1 protein-coding gene is annotated in these 3,679 nt (G+C 48.4%); it reads right to left on the bottom strand.

Annotated features, from left to right (window positions below; all coding sequences use genetic code 11):
- Positions 1-757: 757 nt before the first annotated feature.
- On the bottom strand, positions 758-3,454 hold the full coding sequence (locus V2H45_RS25325) for a CBS domain-containing protein (protein WP_330486474.1): 2,697 nt from the start codon (positions 3,452-3,454) through the stop codon (positions 758-760).
- Between the last annotated feature and the right edge of the window lie 225 nt (positions 3,455-3,679).

Here is a 3,679-nt window from a genome sequence, read left to right as displayed (position 1 = left end):
TAGTCACTTAATATTCCTTTACATACTCTATCTTTTTCACGCCTACTTACTTATTAACAACCTATAACTTTGGGGGCTTTTTTTCTACCCTAAACTTCTCAAACACGCTCTAAGTGAGTTTAATGAGTTTACATAGATGTTCGCTAGCTTCTTCCAGATACTTCTTCTTACGATCGCTTTCGAGCTATCCATCTCATTTGGATATTCATCCGTGCATTCCGCGATCGTGCTGGTAATCATGTTGAAAGGAGTCGTTGAGATTCTAATTTTTCTGCTGCGATCGCGCGATTTTTTGCTAATATAGTAGTGGGATTGCAGCGAACTTCTACCATAGCATTCAGTAGCAACACCCCCTCTCAGAGGTAAGGCTAAACCTAAATCTGGAAGATATCGCTATGAGGAAAATAGAAGGTCGGCAACTCCAGTTCGGTTCACTATAGACATGTGAATGGAGGTCGTTCTGAAAAATAAAGAAAGAAAGTTAACGGGCTGTGTCTTGTGTGGCAAAGCCCGTTAACTTTTGGAACTGCCCTGTATTAAGGTCTTCGTTAGGGTCTTCGTTAACGTCAGTTCGGGATAAGAAAACCTGAAACGCTATACATCCCAAGGATTCCCCCCCAGACCCTCTTGAAAAAAGGGGGGAGAACACACTTCCCTTTTGTAAGGGGGATGCCCGATAGGGCAGGGGGATCAAACCCCTCGGTTCCAGCAAGTCGGCTTGATTTGTTCCGAAATCCCTAACCCGAACTCAGGTTTGTTAGGGCAGGGGGAACTGCTGTTTGACAAATGTTTCGGCTTCAGCCACCGTGGTAATTTCTCGATCCAAAACCTTTTCTCGCAAAGCGTTGAGAATGGTTTGGTAGTGCCGTCCGGGCTTATACCCCATTTGCTTGAGTTCGTGACCGCCAAGGGGCATTTTAATCAAGTTCCAGTCGCTGAGATAGCGATATAAAAGCCTACGGATAGAAGCAGGCGCTACAGCCGCCAATACGATCGCTTCGGTAACATTCAATCTTTCTAGCAACTTAGCAACCTGACTGGGCGGTAAATCGGCAGTGAGTTGGGGAAATAGGCGATCGCGCCAAGCATGGAAATTTGCCAAACGGTTGAGTCCTGCTTGATTGAAATGCAATCTTTCCGCCACTTCTACTGCCTCTGGATAGGGCGCGATCGCTAGCTCTAGTCGCACTTGCCAGATGTTATGCCGCTCTATATCTGGATAGATGCTAGAGAAATGGAACAACCACGCTCCCACCCGACGCAATTGCTGCAAGAGTTCCTGAGAAATCGCAAGCTTAGGATGCAAATATTGCAGAGCACCCAGTTCATCTAGTTGATATAGTGCTTGTACCCAATAGCTGGCTGTAAGAACGTAGCGCAACTCTTGCTTTAATCTCGTGTTTTGGTATGCCCAGATGCCTTTGCTGCGATAGCGTTGGACTAGACTGCTAGCCGATTGGGCATATTCGCGGGTGCGCCCATCGAGCTGAAATCCCAATCGCACGGCAAACCTCACTGCTCTCACGATTCGCGTCGGATCTTCGATAAAACTGTTGGGATGTAAAACCCGAATCGTGCGATTTTCCAGATCTTCCAATCCACCAAAAAAATCAAGAATTTGCCCTGCATGGGAACCATTCAAATGTAAAGCGAGGGCATTAATCGTAAAGTCGCGCCGATAGAGATCCTGTTGAATGGAACTAGCAGCAACCTCAGGCAATGCCGCAGGGTAGGGATAGAATTCTGTGCGAGCGGTGGCGATGTCAATCCAAAGACCGTCAGGCCAAGTCAGGGCAGCCGTTTGGAATTTCCCGTGAATCTCTAGTTTGGTTTTAGGATAAATTGTTTGCAGAGATCGCGCCAGCTTTACGCCCCATCCTTCTGGTTCCTCGCCATTTGTGACGAGGGGATGATTGCCATCAACCACTAGATCGAGGTCGTCTGTAGCGAGATTTAGAAGGAAATCCCGCACGGTTCCCCCGACCAGATAAAGCTGCAGATTCATCCGATCGGCCGCCAAGGCAGCCTGTTGCAAAATATCCCGATAACGTGGCGAAAGTAGTTTTTGCATCTGTACCTGCAAGCGATTCCTTTCAGGATGCATCCCACCACTCACCTGCATTTCCTGTTTGGGGTCTGTAGTGAGTCGATGCAGATGACGCAAGACATCCGTGCGTGTAACCATACCGACAAGCTTGCCATCCTCGACCACAGGCAAACGACCAATATCCCACTTCAGCATCAAATCTTGAATCTCAGACAGAGGTGTTTGGGGCGCGATCGCATGTACGGTCGTCGCCATATATCCTCTAACTGGAGCGTGTCCGAAGCCATGATGTAGCGCTAAATCGAGATCGCGGCGGGAAATGATTCCAACCAACCGATCGCGATCGTTCACGATGGATAGCCCCGAATGACCGTAACGCAACAACACCCTTTGCGCCTCATCAATTGTCGTGTCAGGACGAATCGTGCGCACGGGCGAAGACATCAGGGTCTGGGCGATCGCAACTTGGGGAATGCGATCGCGCAATACCTGTTGGATTTCTGCGATTAATGCTGCGATATCAAAGGGTTCCGTCGTTTTCACTTTTAAGGAAGCCGAAGCTGCCCAAGCATGACCGCCACCACCATAGCGCTGCATCAGAGTATGTAACTGGGCAAAATCGTGACGCGATCGCCCAATCAAGCTGATCCGATCCGCTTGCCAAGCCACTACGATCAAAATATCAATCGCCGTAAGTTCCATTAACCGCTCGACCACGCCTGACAGTCCCGTGAGAAACTGCTCGTACTGGAGCGACCACACCGCAACCTGATATCCCTGCATCGTTTCTGTCTTTACGGGTAGCTCTGCTAGACCGCGCGATAGAACTTCCTGCATCAAGGGAGACATGGCATAGTCGATATAGGTAGAGAGCACTTTCAAATTCACCCCCTTTTGCATCAACCATGCCAAGGCGATCGCATCCCGTGCCGTTGTATGCTCAAATGTGAGCGAACCTGTGTCTACATGCAGTCCTAAAGCCAGTGCTGTGACCTCAAAGGTCGTCAGTGGAATAGACTGAGCTTGGAGTCGTTCGATGATTAAGGTGCAGGTAGAACCAACTGCCTCCACGCACCACTGGGTTGCATGAAAGTTGGGCTGAAGATTGCTGGGATGGTGATCGTACACATGAATGTCCACATTCGGTAAATCTAACCATTTTGCTGCGTTTCCCAAATAGCTAGGTGATTGCGTATCCACCAAGATCAGCCGCTGAATTGACTCAAGATCGACCGATCTCATCTCGATCAAAGGATATTCATCTCGGTATAGGGATAAAAATTCGCGCACGGGCAATTGCATCCCACCTGTGAGAACGATACGCGCCCCCGCATACAGCCGCGCTGCACCCACTGCCGCCCCAAGGGTGTCAAAATCTGCCGTCGTATGACAGAGAATTATATCCATAACTTTGTGACTCTGTTTCCTACGATTCGCTGGGGTGCTCTGCCTCTTAGCTAATCATAGTATTCGCCGTACTAGATGTAAAACGCCTGAGTTGCCAATGCTACAAGTTTTCGCGCTCTAAAATCTGTTGAATCGCAGTAGCTAATTGTTTGAGTTTAATTGGTTTGCTCAAATAATAGACTTGTTTGGAAATAATAGATAATAACAAAACAGTTAGAAGGCGAG

It is taken from the genome of Tumidithrix elongata BACA0141, from assembly GCF_036349135.1.
GTDB lineage: Bacteria > Cyanobacteriota > Cyanobacteriia > Pseudanabaenales > Pseudanabaenaceae > Tumidithrix > Tumidithrix elongata.
This window is presented reverse-complemented; position numbering and strand designations above follow the sequence as displayed.